Below are 18,318 nucleotides of genomic sequence, written 5' to 3'. Positions count from 1 at the left end.
CCTGGTTCCCTCACCGGGCCGCGACCGCGGCCGCGGGGCGCTGGCGCACCCGTGCGGGGGCGATGTCCAGCTGGTCCCGGTACTTTGCCACCGTACGTCGCGCGATGCGTATCCCCTGTCGGGCCAGGAGGCCGGCGATCGTCTCGTCGGCGAGCGGGGCGTGCGGTGGTTCGGCGTCGATCAGGCGCTTGACCATCGCCTTCACCGCCGCACCGGACACTTCCGCGCCCTCGAGGCGAACCGCGAACAAGCGCTTGAGCTCGAACGTGCCGCGCGGGGTCTGGATGTACTTGCCGGTCGTGATGCGCGACACAGTCGACTCGTGCATGCCGATCGCGTCGGCGACTTCCCGCAGGGTCAGTGGCGCGATCGCTTCCTCACCCTGTTCCAGGAACGCCTGCTGGCGTTCGACGAGAACCTGCGTGGTGCGCAGCAGCGTGTCGTTGCGCATCGCGATGCCGCGCACCAGCCAGCGCGCTTCGTCGAGCAGGCCGCGCAGTGCGCTGACATCCCCGGATGCGCGCGACAGGCCCGACTCGCAATGCGCGGAGATACGAACCCTCGGCAAGGTGCGACCGTTGAGGTTTACGCGCCAGACGCCACCGAGCTTGCGTACGACGACGTCGGGAACGATGTGCGCGTCGTCGTCGTTCGACGGCTCGGGCACCGGGCAGGCGTCGAGCGAAAGAATGAGTGCGACCGCCGCATCCGCGGACGCGATGCTGCAGTCGAGCGCCGACGCGAGTGCGCGGCCGTCATGGCGGGCGAGGGTGGCGAGGTGATCACGCACGATGCGGCGCGCGAGGTCACGTTCGTCGCAGGTCGGCAGGCGGTCGAGCTGCGCGCACAGGCATTCGCTCGCATCGACGGCGCAGAGGCCGGCCCAGTCGCCGTTGAGCAGGCGCAGGCGGACGATTTCCATCGCCTTGATCGACACGCCGAGATCCGCGGCGCCTTCGGCGGCCAGCGAATCGCGTTCGCCTTCGAGCAGGCCCGAGTCGGCGGTGCGGTCGAGCCACCACGCGGCGATCGCGAGGTCGGCCATCGACCAGTCGAGGCGCAGTTCCTTCAGCAGGCGCAGGCGCCAGTCGCTGGACTCGCCATCCATGATGCGGGCGGTGGTGTCGTCATCCCCCACGGTGACGCCGCCACTGCTGCCCGCCAGGAATTGCGGCTCGGGAAGTTCGTCCCAGGCCGCCGCCTCGTACGAGGCCTCGTCGGATTCTGTGTCGTGGCCGTCGGCGTCGGTCTCCCCGACCTCATCGCCTTCGTCCAGCTCCAGCATCGGGTTGCGGTCCAACGCCTGGCGTAGCTCCATCTCGAGCTGGGGCGCGGTCAGCTGCAGCAGACGGATCGACTGCAGCAGCTGCGGCGTCAGGTTGAGCGACTGCGACATCTGTGCGCGAACCGACGCCTTCATGCGAGCCTCCCCCCGTTGCGTTCGTTAGTACGGCATGAATCCTGCAGTGCATCGTGCAGGACTCGTGCCAGACCCCGCATAGGGGCAATCCCGACCCGGCGGACGCGGGTCAGGTGGGGGCGGTAGGGGAAACCCCGACGACGGCGTCGACATTCCGACGCGAACTGTGCGGCCCTCCGAAAATGCGCGGCCGCTCGGGTCGGGTAGATGAACGGTGAGCCGACGAACGGCCACGCGCGTCTAGCGCGGTGCGACGTCCTTGGACGGCACGCGTGCACTCCACTGCACGGCGGTACGCACCAGCTCGACCGCGTTGCGGCAGCCCAATGCCTCCATCAGCCGTGCGCGATGCGTTTCGACCGTCTTGATCGAGATGCCGAGGTCGGCGGCGATCTGCTTGGTGGTGCGGCCTGCACCGAGCGCGGCGAGGATCTCGCGCTGGCGCGGCGGAAGCGTCGACGGATCGGCCCCCTTGCGTGGACGTGTCGCGGCGTCGCCCAGCATCGCGGATGAGACCTGCGGGCTCAGGAAGACCTGGCCGGCGAACGCGGCACGCAGCGCGATGTCGAGTTCGGCAGGCGCGGCTTCCTTGACGACGAATCCGTTCGCGCCACGTGCGAGCGCTTCGCGAACGTGCTGGCCGTCGTCGTGCATGGACATGATCACGACCGCGGTGTCGGGCGCGACGCGACGCAGTTCCTCGAGCGTGTCGAAGCCGTTGCGACCGGGCATGGACAGATCGAGCAGCACGACGTGCGGATGCAGTTCGCGCGTGCGCATCACCGCTTCGTCGCCGCTGGCCGCGTCGCCGACCACCTCGATCCCGTCGAATGACTCGACGAGCCGGCGAAGGCCGGCGCGGATCAGGGTGTGGTCGTCGCAGATCAGGACGCGCACGCGGCTCGTGTCGAAGGAAGTCGTCCGCACCTTAGCCGAGCGGGCGTAGCGACGCCAAGACGAGCGGACTCAGCGATGACGCCGACGCTCGGCCACCGCGCGGCGGTGCAGGCGGAACAGGTGACGTTCGAGCAGCGCTTCCAGGCCCGGGGAAAGCGGGTCGAAGCGGAGCCAGGCGCGGGTTCCACCGTCGATGGTTTCGATCGCGAGTACGTGCGCGGGAAGCAGCAGTGCTTCGGGCAGCGTGTCGGACGGTTGCAGGCGGAGCACGACGGCATCGCCCATCGCGAGCGCGTCGTCGTCGTCGTTCATTGCGATGGCCGCACCGCGTGCGGACCAGTCGAGCGGACGGAACGGATCGGCCGGTTGATCGCGCTGCATGAGCGCGCCGACCAGTCCGACCAGCAGGTCGACCTTGGCTTCGAGTCGGCGGATCGCAGGATCCGCGCCGGGTTCGTCGCCTTCGTCGGTGCGTGCATCGTCGACCAGCGAGAGTGCGCGCATGAGCGCTTCGGCACGCGCGAGTGCGGCGCGCTGGGCGGCGTCGGAAAGCGGTGGAAGGATGGCGAGCGGCCGCGCGTCCTCGCTGGCGATCGCGTCGCCGAACAGCGAGTCCCGCGCAGCGTCGACGCTCACCCGCCGCCCTGCAGGTAAGCCTTCACCGCGCGACCGTCGCGGCCGAGGCGTTCCAGCGAACGCGCAGCGTCGTCGCGTGCATCGCGCAGTTCTTCGATCATCGCGCGCTGCGCGGCGAGGAGTTCCAGCCAGGACTCGCGGCAGCTCTTCTCGGCGGCGGTGCCGGTCTCGAACGTGGCGCGCAGTGAGTTCTCGTGTTCGACGATCAGCGCGTGCGCGCCGTCGAAATCGTTGTTGGCGATGCAGGTGCGGATCGCGTCGGTGGGCAACGCGAGCGTCACGCGGCGGCTCCGATCGCAGTCCATGCCGATTCGATGTCGGCGATCAGGCCATCGCATTCGCGCAGCGCGGCGGTGTCGTTGCCGACGTTCGCTTCGAGCAGGCGACGCTGCACGTAGTCGTAGAGCGCGAGCAGGTTCTGTGCGATCTCGCCGCCGGCTTCCATGTTCAGCGAACCGGCCAGTGCGCCGACGATGGTCGACGATTCGCTGATCGCCTGGCCCTTGCGCGCGATGTTGCCGGCGTCGATGCATGCGGCCGCGAGCTGCAGGCGCTCGCGCAGGCCGGCGAACATCAGCGCGACGAGGCGATGCGGATCGGCCTCGAGCACGGCGCTGGACACCGCGGTCTGTCGATACTGGCTGGCGAGTGCGTGGTAGCTCATGGCGGTGCTCGGTGTTCCGATCAGGAAGGCAGCGATGCGAGCTGCTGCGACAGGTAGGTGCTGGTCGATTGCATCTTGGTCACCAGGGCATCGAGCGCGGAGAACTGCGTGCGGTACTGCGTGGTGAGCTGGTCGATGTGTACCTGGTAGTTATCGCGCTGCTTCTGCAAATCCTTGAGCTTTTTATTGAGGCTATCGGTACGGCTGCTCAGAACGCTGCCCGCGCCGACCCATGAATCCATCGAGCTGCGCAATTGCTTGCCGAGCGGCGCGCTCGGTCCGAACAACTTGCTGACGGCCGCCGGGTCCGCGGTGATGGCCGCATCGAACTTGGCGCCGTCGAGCGTGAGCGAACCGTCGACGGCGGTTTTGAAGCCGAGCTTGGAAAGATCGCCGTACGCGCCCGACACCATCGAGCGCATGTTCTGCATGATCGAGCGCGGCGTCGCGTCGCCGACGAGTGCGCCGGCCGACTGCGAACTCGAGCCGGCCTGGCTCAGCGAACGCATCTGGCTGAGCGCGGTGTTGTACGAGCTGACGAACACCAGCATCGATGCTTTCAGCGCACTGGCATCGGTGTTGACGTCGAGCGAAAACGGCGTGCCCGGCGCGGCTTTCGTGAGCGTGACCGATACGCCGTCGAGTCCGTCGCTGATCGTGTTCGAGCTCGACGTGCGCAGCACGCCGTCGATCTTCACCTGTGCGTCCTGCGCGGGCGCGACCTGCGTGAGCGTGCCGCCGGTAGTTGCGAGCACGCCGAGGCCACCGTCACCGCCGGTGGTGGTGATGGTGATCTGGCCCGCGGTGCCGGTCTTGGTCGCGGCGATGGTGAGCACGTCGCCGCCGTCGCCATGCACGATGCTCGCGGTCAGGCCCTTGTCGCCGACCTTCGCGTTGATCGCATCGCGGATGTTGGCGAGCGTGCCGCTGTCCTGCGCGATGTCGACGTCGATCTGCGTACCGGTGCCGACCTGCAGGCTGATGCGGCCGTAGCCGACCTGCGTGGTCGCGGCCACCGGCGCGCTCTGCAGCTTGTGCGCGGTGGCGAGGCGCTCGACGCTGATGGAATAGGTGCCGAGCTTGGCCGATGACGTCGCGCTGGCGGTGAAGCCGGCGTCGGTCGCAACCGTCGCCTTGCGGCCGGGCAGGGCGCCGTCGCCGTCGTAGCGCTTGATCGTGCTCTGCAGGCTCGACATCGCGCTGGTGATCTGCCCGAACGCGGAGATCTGCGTCTGCGCGGTGGACTGGACCGTGTCGAAACGCCTGTCGGTCGGCGCACGCTCGGCCGCGATCAGCTGGCTGACGAGCGTGCTGACGTCGATCGATCCGCCGGCGCTGGAGATACCTGCCATGAAGCCTCCGGTGCGCCGCGGTGCGGCGCGTTCCCGGAGTCGTTAACGGCGTTGCAGGCCGCTGCTTTAGCGGCCGTGGCGTTCAGGCGCGGCTGTCGAGCAGCGCGCCGGTGAGGGCGAGGCGGCGCGCGACGTCGAGCGCGGCTTCGTCCGGAATCTGGAGGATGACGGCGCCTTGCTGGTCGAGCACGGAGACGACGATCCGATGGGACTGCGAGTCGACGCGGAAGCGCAGCGAGGTGTCGCTGTCGGCGATCAATGCGTCGAGTTGTTTCTGCAATGCGGCGGGCGTGCGAGGCACCGCCGGCGCCGGCGCATGCGCCAACGACGACACCCCGGCGGCGTGCGTCGAGGCGGAAGGCGATACGGATTTGACGGATGCGATGTCGGACATGGCGACTCACATGTGCGAAACCCGGGGCGCGAACGCCCCGGGTTCCGTTTACAGCGGGTTGTCGATCAGCGCAGGAGGCTGAGGACGCCCTGCGTCGCCTGGTTGGCCTGGGCAAGCATCGCCGTACCAGCCTGCTGCAGGATCTGCGTGCGCGACAGCTCGGCGGTTTCCTTGGCGTAGTCGGCGTCGCGGATACGGCTGCGCGAAGCGGACAGGTTCTCGGAGGTCGTGTTGAGGTTCGAGACGACCGAGCTGAAGCGGTTCTGCAGCGCGCCGAGGTTTGCACGCGAGGTGTTGACCGACTTCAGAGCCGCGTCGGCGACGTCGATCGCCATCTGCGCGCCGGCGAAGGACGACACGTTGACGTTACCGATACCGGTGGTGGTCGACGAGGTCGCCGAGAACGCGTTGGCGAAGCCGGCGACGGTCGCGTCATCGGTGGTACCGGTGATCGTGATCGCGGCGGACGACGACAGCGTCAGCTGGCCCGAGGACTGGTCGTACGAAGCGCCGACGCCCGTCTGCGCCGAGACGCGGTTGATGGCTTCGGCCATCTGGCCGACGCGTTCCTGGGCACTACCGGCGGCGGCGACTGCGCCGATGTCGGTACCGTTGATCTTCACGCCGCCCGCGGCGATCGCCGTGGCGAAGCCGGTCACCGACGCAGCGCCGACCGAGCCGGAGTAACGCGTCACCGCGCCGCCGAGGGCCGAGGTCTGCACGTTGGCGATCGAGGCGACGGTGATCGTCTCGCCCGAGTTCGCGCCGACCTGGAAGGCGACGCCGGCGAACGAACCGTCGAGCAGGTTCACGCCGTTGAACTTGGTGGTCGACGACACGCGCTGGATTTCTGACTGCAGCTGCGTGACTTCGGCGTTCAGCGCGTCACGGTCCGACTGCGAGTTCGTGCCGTTCGAGGCCTGCACGGCCAGCTCGCGGATACGCTGCAGGTTGTTGCCGACTTCGCCGAGGGCGCCTTCCGCCGTCTGGGCGAGCGACACGCCGTCGTTGGCGTTACGGGCAGCCTGGTCGAGGCCGCGGATCTGCGAGGTCATGCGCTCGGAGATCGAGAGGCCGGCGGCGTCGTCCTTCGCGCTGTTGATGCGCAGGCCCGACGACAGGCGCTGGATGCTGGTGGCAAGGCTGGCGCCGCTGGTGGTCAGGTTGCGCTGAGCATTCAGCGACATCACGTTGGTATTGATTGCTGCCATTTCACTTCTCTCCTGGTGAGGATCCGGCGGGGCGGCGAAAGCCTTGCGGGCCGGTTTCTGCAGGGTTCGGCGGGATTGCCTTCGCCGCTGCTGTGGTGAGTAACGGCAATCCAGTCCCGGGCTTTAGGCCGCTTGCGTGCGTCAAGACGTTTTTGCTCGACTTGTGATGCACGGCACGCCGGCTGCGCATGCGCGTTCGGCGGCGATGCGAAAAACTTGAGCGGCCGTGGGTGAATGCGTCACGTCGCGTCTTTGCATCGCAGGGGCAACGTTATCGGCGAAGTACGCGAAAACTTGAATTTCGCGGGGTTTTCCGCAGGTTTCGCCGTTTCGACTGCGAGCATTGCACGACATTGCGTCGCAGCACGTCGCGTCATGTCCCGATCGATTTCGAACGCGCAATGAAAAACGCGACACCGAAGCGTCGCGTCTTGTTTGTATGTCGATGTGCAGTGCGCGTCAGTCGTCGCGCATCCTCGCCAGGTGCATGCGATCGAGTTGCATGACGTAGCGCAGCAGTCGCGCCTGGTCCTGCACGGTGAGGTCGACGAAGCAGCAACCTGCACGCACCACGCGACGTCCGCGCTGGTCGATGTGCGCGGCATGCTGCACGCGCAACGTCACCAGCATCGGTTCCTGTTCGGGGAGTTCGAGCATGACGCCGGGAAACAGATCGCCGGTGTTGATCTCGACGCTGTGGTCATCGCTGGTCAGCACCGCGAGACCGCCACCGCCGATGTCCGCGATCGTCGCGCGAACGGTGCGGCGTGCGCCGCCGTCCGAATGCACGGGCAGGATGCAGGACAGCGTGCCCGGCGGTTCGCGACGCACATATTCGCGACGCTGCAGGTGCATCACCTTGACCGGCACCGGAACCTCGAGCGCGGGCAGGCCTTCGTGGATGCCGGTACGCGCCGCGCCGGTGGCGAAGCGCACGGTGATGCGATCGATCGAGCTTTCGAAACGAAGGCGATCGGCGGCGAGCAGTTGCTCGGTCAGCGCGGCATCGCGCGGCACGTCGATCCAGAATGAACCGCCGTCGACACCGAGTGCGGCAGACACCGCGTTCTCCGTACCCGCGGCATGCACGAGCAGCACGCAGCGCTTGTCGACGAGCTGGCGCAGGCAGCCGCGGATGTCGGCGGGGTGATGAAGCATGTACTTCTCGTACAGGCTTTCCCCTTCGACGTGGGCGACGGGTCGTGGCTCGCTCATGCGTGCGCGTTCCGGGGGGCGGCGTCGGGTTGCCGCGGGGTCGGGTTGGGCATGCGGCCGACTTTACAGCTTGTCGAAGAGGGACAGCGACTGTACCCGCAGCATCGTCTTCTGGGCGGCTTCGATGGCGGTCATCTGCAGGCTGAGCCGGGTGCTGGCCTCGGCGTAGTCGGTGTCGCGCAGGCCCGACAGCGTCTGCTTGAGGGACAGCGCCGTGCCCGAGCGGTCGTCGGCGGACTGCGACAGCGAGGCCAATCGGCTGCCGGTGCTCGAGCGGATCGAGAGGAAGTGTTCCTGCGCGGAGGTCACGTCCGACAGCGAGCCGGCGAGCGCGTTCGACAACTGCGCCTTCTGCGCCGGCGTGGTGGCCGGTGCGTCCAGCGCGTCGGCGAGGTTCTGCAGCGTGGCGAACACGTCCTGGCGCGGCGCGGGCTGCAGGGTGAAGGTGTCGCCGGTGGCGGGCGCGCCGGTCAGCCGCGTCTGCACGCCGCCGGCCTGCAACGTGTCGCCGTCAGCATACGTGCCGCTGCTCACCACCGTGGTGCCATCGAGCACGCGGTAGGCGGTGGGCGAGGTGAATTCGAGGGTGAGCGTGCGGCCGCCCCATGCGGACGGATCGGTGACGCTGGTCGCCGCGAGCACGCCGGTGCCGGTGTTCGACGCCGTCGCGCGGCCGCGGATCGTGCCGTCGCCGGTGAGTGCGCGCATGAAGACTTCGCTGCCGGGGTCGGCATCGGACAAGGTCATGTCCGGCGCGACGTCGATGGCGTTCTGGCCGTCGTCGCCGTTGTAGGTCACCGTGCCTGCGGTATCGGAGAACGGCGTGACGTCGTTGCGCTGGCCGGCGAACAGCGAACGCCCATTGCCGTCGGTGCGGTTCGCGACTTCGAGCAGGCTGCTGCGAAGGTGACGGATCTCGGCGGCGACGGTCGAACGATCGGCCGCGGACATCGTGCCGTTGTTCGCCTGCACCGTGAGTTCGCGCGCGCGCGTCATGTAGTCGTTGGCGTCGCTGAGCGCGTTTTCCTGCGCTTCGAGGCGGTTCTGCAGCAGGCCCGCGCCCTTGTCGTACTGGTCGAGCTGCGACACGGCGTAGTCGATGCGCTGCGCCTGCGCGGCGCCCGCGGGATCGTCCGCCGCGCGCGTGAGCTTGTTGCCGGTCGCCAATTGCTGCTGCGTCTTGGCGACGTCGGTCTGACGACGCATGAGCGCCGTGAGTCCCTGTTGATAGAGGCCGGCGGTGGAGATGCGCATGGGTTCGGGTCTCCGGATCAGCCGCGCACGGCGCCGAGCAGCGTCTGGAACATGTTGTCGGCGGTGGAGATGACCTGCGCCGCAGCTTGGTAGGCCTGCTGGTAGCGCAGCATGTCCGCCGCTTCTTCGTCGAGGTTCACGCCGCTCACCGAATCGCGTTCGGCGACCACCTGGTCGTGCAGCACCTGCTGCGCGTCGAGATTCATCTGCGCGTTGGACGACTCGGTGCCGATCTTCGCGGTAATGCGCGACAGGCCGGTCGTCATGCCGGTCGTGCCGCCGTCGAGCACGGTCTTGTCGTCGAGCGCGGAGAGCAGGCGCGCGTTGCTGTTGTCGGTCGACTTCGGTCCGGGGCGTCCGAGCGTGAACGAGTCACCGGCGCCCGGCGTGCCGTCAATGGCCATCGACCAACCGTTGCCGGCGATCGGCTGGCCCGCGGTGAACACCTGCGGTGCGCCGCCGTCGATCGTGTAATGCGTCGCGTCGATGAAGTCGACCTGCGCGGTGGTGAACGATGCGAACTGCGTCGCGTTCGTCACCTGCATCGCGCCCGGCTTCGCGTTGCCGAGATTGGTCGGATCGACCTTCGCGGTGAGCGGCGACGCGGCGGCGATCTTGTTCGGATCCTTCTGGATCATCTGCAGCGCGCCGGCGGCTTCCGACGTCGGGCGCACGGTGAAGCGGTCGCCGTTCGCGGCCGCGCCACTCATCACCAGCGACACGCCTTCGACCACGAAGGGGTTCGCAGCCGTGCCGGCGCCGCTCATCGTCAACGGTTCGCCGGTGCCCGAGCGCACTGCGCTCCAGCTGCCACCGGCGTAGCGCATTTCGATGTTCGGGCCCTTGAGTGCGGCGACGTCGGAAATGCTTGCAGTGAATGCTGCGGTGCCGGTGTTCGCGACGTTCGCGTTCACTTGCGGCGCGGGAATCGAGAACAGATCGCCGCCGGGATCGCCGTTGTAGTCGACGCCCGCGCGGTTCTGCGCATTCATCGTGGTCGCGAACGCGGTGGCCATGCGGCCGAGGTCGGCACGCGCGGGATCGAGCACGCGCTCGCGGAATTCGAGCAGGCCGCCGATTTCACCGGAGAGCGAACCCGACGGCAGCTTCACCGCGCCGCCCGGCGTATCGAGCGACAGCACCTTGCGATCCGCGCTGTACGGATCGGGCGCCAGCGTCAGTTTCCCGGCGCGCGCGCCGAGCACCAGCGCCTGGCCGCCACTGAATACATTCAGCGAGCCATCGTCCTGCGGCACGACCTGCGCACCGGTGAGCGAGGCGAGCTTGTCGATGCGCAGGTCGCGCTGGTCGATGAGGTCGGGGCTCGCGTTCGAACCGGACGACGAGATCTGGTCGTTGAGCTTCGCGATTTCGTTCGCGAGCTGATTGGCGACGTCGACCTGCGCGGTCAGCCGCGTATCGGCTTCGGTGCCCATCGAGGTCAACTGCGAATCCATCGCGCGGAATCGCGACGCGAGCTGGTCGCCCGCGCTGAGCATGGACTGTCGCGCGATGCTGGAACCGGGCTCGGAAACGACGCCCTTCACCGCGCCGTAGAAATTCGACCACGGCGCTGCGAGCCCGGTCGACGTGTTGCTGAAGAGGCCGTCGAGTCGATCGGCGTAGGAACTGAGCTGCGTAAGACGACCGAGTTCGCCGCTGCTGTCGGCCTGTCGCGCGAAGTTCAAACCATCGGCGAGGCGCTGCAGTTTCTGGATCGACACGCCGGCGCCGACATAACCGGCACCGGTGTTCTGGCCGACGCGCGCTTCGAGGTCGACGCGCTGGCGCGAATAACCTTCGGTGTTGACGTTCGCGACGTTGTGGCTGACGGTGCCGAGCGCGCGCTGGAAGGCGAGCAGGGCACTGGAGCCGGTGGAGAGAACGCTCATCGGTTACGCACTCCCCAGCGATGCGAGCGCGCGGCGCATGGTGGCGCCGTTCGCGATCGCGGTGATCTTGCTGGCATACGACGGATCGGTCGCATAACCCGCGTGCTGCAGCGCGGATGCGAACTGATGCGCGTCCTCGCCGGTACCGCGTGCATTCGCATAGCGGGTGCCGCTGAGCAGTCGCGCGTAGTCGGCGAAACTGTCGGCAGGCGTGCCGTAGGAACGGAAATTCGCGCGCTGGCCCTGGCGCACGCCGGCGACGTATTCATGCGTCGCGGCGTTCACCGTGTTGCCGCCCCAGCTGCCGCCGGCCTTGATACCGAACAGGTTGTGCGACACCTGGCCGTTGCCGCCGACGAGTCGACGTCCCCAACCGGTCTCCAGCGCGGCCTGCGCGACCAGCGCCTTGGCCGACACGCCGAGTTCGGCGGCGACCTTCTTCGCATGCGGCCACAGTGATTTGACGAACGCTTCCGGGCTGCTGCAGTCCATCGGCGTCAGCGGGCCGCAGGCCTCGGTGTTCGTGGATGCACTGGTCGGCGCGACGGGCGTTGCCGGTGCCGACAGCGTGCTCATCGACACGCCATTGCTCGACGGTGCGAGCTGCAGCGAATCGCCGAGCTTCATCGGTGCGATGCCCGACGGCACGGACAGCGGCAATGCGCTGGCGGCGGGACGGGCGAGGGGAAGCGGGCCTTGCGGCGCGGCGGGTGTGGCGGACTGACCGGTGCTCTGCTGCAGCTGCCGCATGATCATCGGCGCGAGGCCGAGGCCGCGCCCCTTGGTCAATTCCTTGGCGAGCTGGCCGTCGTACATCTCGCGGTAGGTCGTATCGCCGCCGGACAGCGGATCGCCGCTGGTGGTCGAACGCATCGACTTGATGAGCATGCTCGCGAACTGGGTTTCCAGTTCCTTCGAGGCCTTTTCCATGGCGGGACGCGACGTCGAGGTCGTCGCGGCGTGATCCAGGGCGATGGCGGTCTGCAGGTGCATGTCGGGACCGATGCAAAGGCTGTGCCCAGCGGGCGGCGGAAAGGCGGTGGTCGGGCGGGGCGGCTCGCGGTGTCTGCGTGCGGAAAAGGGCTCTCGACGCCGGTAACGGCCCGGCGGCGAAGGTCTTAAATGACCTCGAGCTCGGCCTTGAGGGCGCCGGCGCGCTTGAGCGCCTCGAGGATCGCGACGATGTCGCCCGGCGCGGCGCCGACCGCATTCACGGCACGCACGATCGCATCGAGCGACGTGCCGCCTTCGAACTTGAACATGCGGCCGCCCGTCTGGGTGGCCTGGATGGTCGACTGCGGCACCACCGCCGTGCCGCCACCGGCGAACGCATTCGGCTGGCTGACCTGCGCGGATTCGGTGATCGACACCGTGAGCGAGCCGTGCGACACCGCCGCCGGCAGCACGCTGACGTTGCCACCCATCACCACCGTGCCGGTGCGTGCGTTGACGATGACCTTGGCCGCGGCTTCGCCCGGCGAAACATCGAGCGATTCGAGCTGCGCGAGGAACGCGATGCGATCCATCGCCGGCGGCGCGATTTCAATCGTGACGCCGTCGACCGCGCGGGCATGGCCCGGGCCGAAGGTCTTGTCGATCGCCGACACGATGCGCGCGGCGGTGGTGAAGTCGGAATCGTTGAGATTCAGCGTGACCGCGCCGCCCTGAGGAGCACCGGGCACCGCGCGTTCGACGATCGCGCCATTCGGAATCGTGCCGGCATTGGTCGCGTTGACCTGGATGCGCGAACCGTCCTTACCGCCCGCGCCGAAGCCGCTGATGATCAGCGAGCCCTGCGCAACGGCGTACACCTGTCCATCCGCACCTTTCAGCGGCGCCATCAGCAGCGTGCCGCCGCGCAGCGAACCCGCATTGCCGATCGACGACACGGTGACGTCAATGTTCTGGCCCGGCTTCGCATACGGCGGAAGCTCGGCGCTGATCGCGACCGCGGCCACGTTCTTGAGCTGCGGATTCACGCCCGGCGGAATGGTGACGCCGAGCTGGTCGAGCATCGACTTCAACGACTGCACGGTGAACTGCGTCTGCGAGGTGCGGTCACCCGAACCGTCGAGACCGACGACCAGGCCGTAACCCACCAGCGGGTTGCCGCGAACGCCGGCGATCTGCGCGAGGTCCTTGATGCGTTCGGCGTGCGCATTCGCGCCGACGGACAGCATCGCGGCGACGGCGAACACCGACTGCAACGTCGACATGCGCGTGCTGCGCGTGCCGACGCGCGGAACGATCTCGATCGGCTCGCGCTGCACGCCGAACTCGGCGTCGCGCTCGGCATCGAGCTGGAACGGGCGCGGCGTGGCGAAGCGTCGGAAGAACGAACGCGATGCGTTGGCGAAGTTGCGGAATCGGAACAGGCGCATGTGGGAAGCCTCAGTACGGCATCAGCGCGGAATTGAAGAAGCGGTCGAGCCAGCCCATCGCGTTGGAACGCGATACCGGCCCGCGACCGCCGTAGACGATCTTCGCGTCGGCCACGCGCTCGGAGCTGACGGTGTTGTCGGCGGCGATGTCGGCCGTGCGCACCACGCCCTGGAACTGCACCACTTCGTCGCCCTGGTTCAGGCGGATCTTCTTCTCGCCCGACACCAGCAGGTTGCCGTTGCCGAGGTCCTGCACGACGGTGACCGACACCGTGCCGTCCAGCGAATTGCTCTGCTTGGTATCGCCTGCGCCATTGAAACCGCGCTTGCCGTCGACACCGACCTGCAGGATGTTCTTGCCCTTGTACGTGACCGACTGGCCCGCGATCGTCGGCGCCGAAAGATCGATGCTCGACTGCTTGTTGATCGCGGTGGTCGCCTTGGTCGACGCGCTGGTCGTCTCGACGAGGATGATCGTCAGAAGATCACCGACGTCGCGCGCCTTGTTGTCCTGGAACAGGCGCATCGGCTTCGCGCCGCTGCTGCCCGCGCTTGCGTAGATCGAGCCGCCACCGTCGCCGGCCGACGTCACCATCGCGACCGGCTGCATCACCGGCTGCTGTGCGGCCTGCGCGCGCATCGCGGTCTGCGCGGCCATCTGCGCATGAATCTGCGCGGGCGTGGGAACGCCCGGATCCTGCTGGAACGTGCGTGCATCGCCCATGGCGGTGGCGCAACCGGACACGGAGGCGGCGAGGGCGCAGAGCAGGGCGAGCGTCTTCATGGCGGGCCGTTACAGGTTCTGGTTGAGGTAGCCGAGCATGTTGTCGACGGTCGAAATCGCCTTCGCATTCGTTTCGTATGCGCGCTGCGTTTCGATCATCGATACGAGCTCTTCGACGACATTGACGTTCGAGCCTTCGACCGAGCCCTGCACCAGCGTGCCCAGGCCACTCGTGCCCGGCGCGCCCTGCTGTGCGGGACCGCTCGCGCCGGTTTCGGCGTAGAGGTTTTCGCCCTTGGCCTGCAGGCCGGCGGGATTGACGAAGTCGACGAGCGTGAGCGAACCCACCTGCACCGGATCGGTCTGCCCGCTCACCTGCGCGCTGACCGTGCCGTCCGAGCCGATGGTCACGCTCTGCGTGCCCTGCGGGAACTGCAGGCCCGGCTGCACCGGATAGCCTTCATTGGTGACCATCTCGCCCTGCGAGTTGATCTGGAACGAGCCGTCGCGCGTGTATGCGGACGAGCCGTCGGGCATCAGCACTTCGAAGAAGCCGCGGCCGTTCACCGCGACGTCGAGTGCATTACCGGTATTCGAAAGATTGCCCTGCGCGAAGTTCTTCGCGGTCGAGGCAACGCGCACGCCGGTACCGATCTGCAGGCCGCTCGGAAGCTGCGTCTGTTCCGACGTGGAGCCGCCGGGCTGGCGCACGGTCTGATACAGCAGGTCCTCGAAGTTCGCGCGGTCGCGCTTGAAGCCGGCCGTGTTCACGTTGGCGAGGTTGTTGGAGATGACCGACATGCGCGTCTGCTGCGCGTCGAGGCCGGTCTTGGCGATCCACAAAGCCTGTGTCATGGCGGTTTCCGATTACTTCGAAGAGAGCAGCGAATTGCCGCTGCGTGCGTTCTCGTCACCGGTCTGCAAGACGCGTACCTGCATCTCGAACTGGCGGCTGTACTGGATCATCGACACGAGCATGTCGGTCGGATTGACGTTGCTGCCTTCCACCGCGCCGCTGACCAGCGACGGGCCCGCGGCCTGCGGCGGGTCGTCGGCGCCGGGCTTGGCGCGCATCAGGCCATCGTCACCGCGAACGAGGTCCGCGGTTTTCGCTTCGACCACCTTGATACGACCGGCTTCGGTGATCGTCGATGCGGGCTGGCCCTGCGGAACGATCGAGATCGTGCCGTCACCGGCGATCGTGATCGTCTGGTACGGCGGGATCGACAGCGGCGCACCGCCGGAGTCGAGCACGGGCAGACCGTTCGACGTGGTGAGCAGACCGTTCTCGGTGAGCTTGAGGTCACCGGCGCGCGTGTACGCGGTGCTTCCGTCGGGCGCCTGCACCGCGAGCCAGCGATCCTGGTGAAGCGCGACGTCGAGATCGTTGCCCGTATTGATGAGCTGCCCGGCTGCACCGCTGACGCCGGCCATCACCGGCGCGGTGGCCACGCGCGACGACAGGCCTTCGCCCAGCACCGGCATCGCCTTGGTGGCGACCAGCTGCTGCTGGAAACCGACGGTGTCGGTGTTCGCAAGGTTCTGCGCGACGCTGGCCTGCGCACGAAGCGAAGCGCTGGCGCCAGTCATGGCGATGTAGAGCGACTTGTCGATCATGCGGGGTGGGTGCGGCTACGGGCGGCGCTGGGGCCGGTGCGGTAGCTAGGCAAGGTGTGTGCCACGGGGCTTGGCGGCCGCTTGGTTCGGGTCGCTTGCTGCTGCTTCGTGCGTGCCGGTTCGTGTGCGCGGCGACGGCAAGGGCGTTTCGTGCGCTGGCGCGCCCGACTCACTTTCTTTGCTGGTGCAAAGAAAGTAAGCAAAGAAAGCACCTTCCCCGACGGATCTACAGCCGGCGATCGGGCTGCTGCGTCGAGATCGCCACACTCGGCATCCTGCCTCGGGTGGCGACGGCCGACGTCCTGTCGGCCGCCCCTTCGGGGTCTTTCCGCATTGGGCGGCTGTTGGTGTGAGAGCCGAGGCTGTTCGCAACTACAGCGGGGCGCCGCGACGTGTAACAAGCGCTAGTGCGGCTTCGCGTCGCGACCAAAATCGTGAGACCCGAAGGGCGGCGGCCAGGGATGGCCGCCGTCCGCACCCGAGCCAGGATGGCGAGTGTGCGGATCGCGGAAGACTCAGACGATCGCGCGCTGTAGATCTGATCGGGGAAGGTGCTTTCTTTTGGTTATCTTTTCTTTGCACCAGCAAAGAAAAGTAACTCGGGCGCGCAAGCGCACGAAACGCTCTTGCTTCCAAAGCACGCGACAACGGCAACCAAAGACACGACCAACAACACAAAAAAAATCGGCCGCCCCCGGTAACGAGAGCGACCGACCCATCTCCTCCCCCGAGGAAACGTCCCTTAGCGGATGTTGATCACCGTCTGCGTGATCTGATCCTGCGTCGTGATCATCTGCGCGTTCGCCTGGAAGTTGCGCTGCGCCGTGATCATGTTGACCAGCTGCTCCGTCAAATCGACGTTCGACGACTCCAGCGCACCGCCCTGGATGTTGCCGAACTCCGACGTACCTGCGGCGCCGCGCAGGGGCTGGCCGGATTCCGCCGACTCCGCCCATGCGTTGTCGCCCAGCGGCTGCAGGCCCTGCGGATTCGCGAAGTTGGTGACGACGACCTGGCCCAGCGGTGTCGAGACACCGTTCGTGTAGCGCGCCTGCACGATGCCGTCGGCACTGACTTCGATACCGGTGAGGCGGCCCGTGGTATGGCCGTCCTGCGTGAGCGAGGCCACGCTGAAGTTGCTGCCGAACTGCGTCGAGTTACCGACGTTCATCGTGATGTTCATCGGCGCGGCGCCGGTGTTCGGCGTGTACGCGGGCAGGGTGATGTTGCCCGGCGCGACCGGCGTGGTGAGCGTGCCGGTGTTGGAATACTGCAGCGTCTGCGCGCCGCCGACGGCGGTGCCGTCGATGAAGGTGCTGGCCTGCCATTCGTTCGGGTTCGCCGTCTTGACGAAGTACATCGACTGGCTGTGCGCGGCGCCAAGCGAGTCGTACACCGTCATCGACGTCGTGTAGTTGTACGAGGTCGGATCGTTCGGATCGAACGTCGCCGTCACCGGTACGCTCGCATTCGCGGGCAGAGTGGTGCCGACGGTGACGGCGGTCGTTGCGAGCGGCGCCGAGTCGCCCGAATTGAGCTGGATGTCGGACATGCGGCCCATGTCGAAGCCGGTGCCGCTGGCGTCGGGCTGGTAGACCTGCAGGCGCTGGCCCGACGGATTGACGACGAAGCCGTCCTTGTCGGTGCCGAAGTTGCCGGCGCGCGAATACACCGTCGTGCCGTTGGCCGACAGCGTGAAAAAGCCCTTGCCGTTGAGCGCGAGGTCGAGCGCCTTGCCGGTGTTCTCGACGGTGCCCTGCGAGAACTGCTGCGCGACGCGCTGCAGTCGCACGCCGGCGCCGACCGTGTCACGGGAAACACCGTAGGCCGACGTCGGATACACGTCGGCGAATTCGGCGCGCGACTGCTTGAAGCCGGTCGTGTTCGAGTTCGCGATGTTGTTCGACGTGACGTTGAGGTCGGACTGGGCCGCGTTCATGCCGCTCAGCGAAATGCGGAAGCTCATGGATTCACTCCTGGTGCGTGCGACGTGTCAGTGGGATCAGCCGATGCGTCGCACGGACGACAACGGTTGCGGGCCGATGCCGCGAAGATTGAGAACGAGGCCGCTGGCTTCGATGGAAACGCTGTCGACATGCGATGCGACGCGCGTGGAAAGCGCCTGCGTCGAATCGCCGGTGCCGGTGGTGGCGTGGATGGTGTACGTGCCGGCCGGCGCGGTGCGGCCGTCCAGAGTCTTGCCGTCCCAGCTCCAGCCCACGTTGCCCGCGCCGTTGGATTCCACGGGCACGCGATCAATGACCTGGCCGCTGGCGTCGACGATCTCGACGTTGATCATTCCCGACGACGTCGCGACCACTTCGCCGCTCATGCCGGTACCCGCGTCGAGCTGCACCGTGTCGGTGTCGACGAGTGCGTTGTGGCCGACGAGCGATGCAGCGCGCAGCGTCTGGTCGGACTCCATGACATTCGCGACCGCGCCGAGCGCGTCCTGCATGCCGTTGATGCCCTGCACGGTGGAGAACTGCGCAAGCTGGCCGAGCATCTGCGTGCCGTCGAGCGGCTTGAGCGGGTCCTGGTTCTTGAGCTGTTCGGTCATCAGCTTCAGGAAGTCGGCCTGCCCGAGCTGCGACTTCTTCGTCGCCGAGCCGACGGTGTACTGCGAGAGTGCGTCGGTCGCGGAACTAACGGTGGTCATGT

Annotated in this window: 18 protein-coding genes; all 18 read right to left on the bottom strand. The window is 67.4% G+C overall.

The window, feature by feature from the left end; translation table 11 throughout:
• Positions 1-10: 10 nt before the first annotated feature.
• Entirely contained in the window at positions 11-1,420 is a 1,410-nt protein-coding gene (gene rpoN / locus ACVWWW_RS12530; protein ID WP_027083253.1) for an RNA polymerase factor sigma-54, read from the bottom strand.
• Positions 1,421-1,660: 240 nt separating this feature from the next.
• Positions 1,661-2,317, bottom strand: coding sequence for a response regulator transcription factor (locus tag ACVWWW_RS12525; RefSeq protein WP_051235211.1), 657 nt, complete (start codon positions 2,315-2,317; stop codon positions 1,661-1,663).
• A gap of 69 nt (positions 2,318-2,386) precedes the next feature.
• Complete coding sequence (locus ACVWWW_RS12520; RefSeq protein ID WP_027083254.1) at positions 2,387-2,953, bottom strand: PilZ domain-containing protein; 567 nt, start codon at positions 2,951-2,953, stop codon at positions 2,387-2,389.
• On the bottom strand, positions 2,950-3,234 hold the full coding sequence (locus tag ACVWWW_RS12515) for a hypothetical protein (protein WP_155914339.1): 285 nt from the start codon (positions 3,232-3,234) through the stop codon (positions 2,950-2,952). The genes ACVWWW_RS12520 and ACVWWW_RS12515 overlap by 4 nt, the downstream gene beginning before the upstream one ends.
• On the bottom strand, positions 3,231-3,617 hold the full coding sequence (gene fliS, locus ACVWWW_RS12510) for a flagellar export chaperone FliS (protein WP_027083256.1): 387 nt from the start codon (positions 3,615-3,617) through the stop codon (positions 3,231-3,233). The genes ACVWWW_RS12515 and fliS overlap by 4 nt, the downstream gene beginning before the upstream one ends.
• A 20-nt stretch (positions 3,618-3,637) precedes the next feature.
• Positions 3,638-4,969, bottom strand: a complete 1,332-nt coding sequence (fliD, locus tag ACVWWW_RS12505) for a flagellar filament capping protein FliD (protein WP_027083257.1) — start codon at positions 4,967-4,969, stop codon at positions 3,638-3,640.
• Between the two features lie 82 nt (positions 4,970-5,051).
• The gene (locus tag ACVWWW_RS12500; protein WP_036142036.1) at positions 5,052-5,363 is read right to left on the bottom strand and encodes a flagellar protein FlaG; all 312 of its coding nucleotides are present in this window, start codon (positions 5,361-5,363) and stop codon (positions 5,052-5,054) included.
• Between the two features lie 65 nt (positions 5,364-5,428).
• On the bottom strand, positions 5,429-6,574 hold the full coding sequence (locus ACVWWW_RS12495; RefSeq protein WP_027083258.1) for a flagellin: 1,146 nt from the start codon (positions 6,572-6,574) through the stop codon (positions 5,429-5,431).
• Between the two features lie 459 nt (positions 6,575-7,033).
• Positions 7,034-7,789 (bottom strand): flagellar brake protein, encoded by a 756-nt coding sequence (locus ACVWWW_RS12490; protein ID WP_036142039.1) that lies wholly within the window; start codon positions 7,787-7,789, stop codon positions 7,034-7,036.
• A 63-nt stretch (positions 7,790-7,852) separates the two neighbouring features.
• The gene (gene flgL, locus ACVWWW_RS12485; RefSeq protein ID WP_036142042.1) at positions 7,853-9,043 is read right to left on the bottom strand and encodes a flagellar hook-associated protein FlgL; all 1,191 of its coding nucleotides are present in this window, start codon (positions 9,041-9,043) and stop codon (positions 7,853-7,855) included.
• 17 nt (positions 9,044-9,060) lie between these two features.
• On the bottom strand, positions 9,061-10,935 hold the full coding sequence (gene flgK / locus ACVWWW_RS12480) for a flagellar hook-associated protein FlgK (RefSeq protein WP_027083260.1): 1,875 nt from the start codon (positions 10,933-10,935) through the stop codon (positions 9,061-9,063).
• Between the two features lie 3 nt (positions 10,936-10,938).
• Positions 10,939-11,928 carry a flagellar assembly peptidoglycan hydrolase FlgJ gene (gene flgJ / locus ACVWWW_RS12475; protein ID WP_036142711.1) on the bottom strand — a complete coding sequence of 330 codons (990 nt, stop codon included), beginning with the start codon at positions 11,926-11,928 and terminating at the stop codon, positions 10,939-10,941.
• 125 nt (positions 11,929-12,053) lie between these two features.
• A complete protein-coding gene (locus ACVWWW_RS12470) occupies positions 12,054-13,151 on the bottom strand; it encodes a flagellar basal body P-ring protein FlgI (RefSeq protein ID WP_027083261.1) in 1,098 nt (365 codons plus the stop codon).
• Positions 13,152-13,326: 175 nt separating this feature from the next.
• Positions 13,327-14,100 (bottom strand): flagellar basal body L-ring protein FlgH, encoded by a 774-nt coding sequence (locus ACVWWW_RS12465; RefSeq protein ID WP_027083262.1) that lies wholly within the window; start codon positions 14,098-14,100, stop codon positions 13,327-13,329.
• 9 nt (positions 14,101-14,109) lie between these two features.
• Positions 14,110-14,895 (bottom strand): flagellar basal-body rod protein FlgG, encoded by a 786-nt coding sequence (gene flgG / locus ACVWWW_RS12460; protein ID WP_027083263.1) that lies wholly within the window; start codon positions 14,893-14,895, stop codon positions 14,110-14,112.
• A gap of 12 nt (positions 14,896-14,907) precedes the next feature.
• Positions 14,908-15,654 (bottom strand): flagellar basal body rod protein FlgF, encoded by a 747-nt coding sequence (locus ACVWWW_RS12455; RefSeq protein ID WP_027083264.1) that lies wholly within the window; start codon positions 15,652-15,654, stop codon positions 14,908-14,910.
• A 745-nt stretch (positions 15,655-16,399) separates the two neighbouring features.
• Positions 16,400-17,623, bottom strand: a complete 1,224-nt coding sequence (flgE, locus tag ACVWWW_RS12450; protein ID WP_027083265.1) for a flagellar hook protein FlgE — start codon at positions 17,621-17,623, stop codon at positions 16,400-16,402.
• A gap of 36 nt (positions 17,624-17,659) precedes the next feature.
• Positions 17,660-18,316 (bottom strand): flagellar hook capping FlgD N-terminal domain-containing protein, encoded by a 657-nt coding sequence (locus ACVWWW_RS12445; protein WP_027083266.1) that lies wholly within the window; start codon positions 18,314-18,316, stop codon positions 17,660-17,662.
• Positions 18,317-18,318: the final 2 nt, after the last annotated feature.

Source organism: Lysobacter sp. HA18 (assembly GCF_054057595.1).
The sequence above is the reverse complement of the archived record's forward strand: the minus strand, read 5'-3'. Positions and strand labels throughout refer to the sequence as shown.